The 717-nt window shown below is 66.7% G+C and carries 1 protein-coding gene; it reads left to right on the top strand.

Annotation, left to right across the window (positions count from 1 at the left end):
* On the top strand, positions 1–717 hold a 717-nt coding region (locus tag FHG66_RS21810; protein WP_176556397.1), incomplete at both ends, for a cadherin repeat domain-containing protein.

The raw sequence follows: 717 nt of genomic DNA, 5'->3' as shown, positions 1-717 counted from the left end.
CACCGCGACGGACAGCACTGGCAACGCCAGCCAGCAGACCCTGACCGTGACGGTCCTGGATCTCGACGACATCGCCCCGGTGATCAGTGGACCCTCGGGTGGAGCCGGCTCCGGGACAGCCGCGAAGTCGGTGAGCGAAGGCACGTTGGCCGTTCACAGCTTCACGGGGGACGAAGGCGTGACCTGGGCCATCGTGGGTGGCACCGATCAGGGCCAGTTCACGATCAACCCTGGCAGCGGTGAGCTTCGCTTCGCGTCCGGGCCGGACTTCGAGGCTCCCGTCGATGCGAACACCGATAATATCTACCTCGTGACGGTCCAGGCCACCGACGGCAACGGCAACAGCAGCCAGCAGCTCGTCACCATCACGGTGACCGATGTGGCCGAAGACGCCACGCCTCCGGCGATTACCGGCCTCTCGGGCGCAGCCGGGGACGCCACCTCGGCCAAGACCGTGGACGAAGGTCAGACCGCTGTCGCAACCTTCGCGGCCAACGAGGTCGTCACCTGGTCCATCACCGGGGGCAGCGATCAAGGACGGTTCGCCATCAGCCCCTCTACGGGCGCCCTGACGTTCGTGGCCGCACCCGACTACGAGGCCGCCGGGGATACGGACGGCAACAACATCTATCTGGTGGTCGTCACCGCGACCGACGGCTTCGGGAACGCCAGCCATCAGACCGTCACCATCACTGTGGCGGACCTGAACGAGGACGC

This window comes from Rubellimicrobium rubrum (assembly GCF_006152115.1).
Taxonomy (GTDB): domain Bacteria; phylum Pseudomonadota; class Alphaproteobacteria; order Rhodobacterales; family Rhodobacteraceae; genus Rubellimicrobium; species Rubellimicrobium rubrum.
The sequence above is the reverse complement of the archived record's forward strand: the minus strand, read 5'-3'. Positions and strand labels throughout refer to the sequence as shown.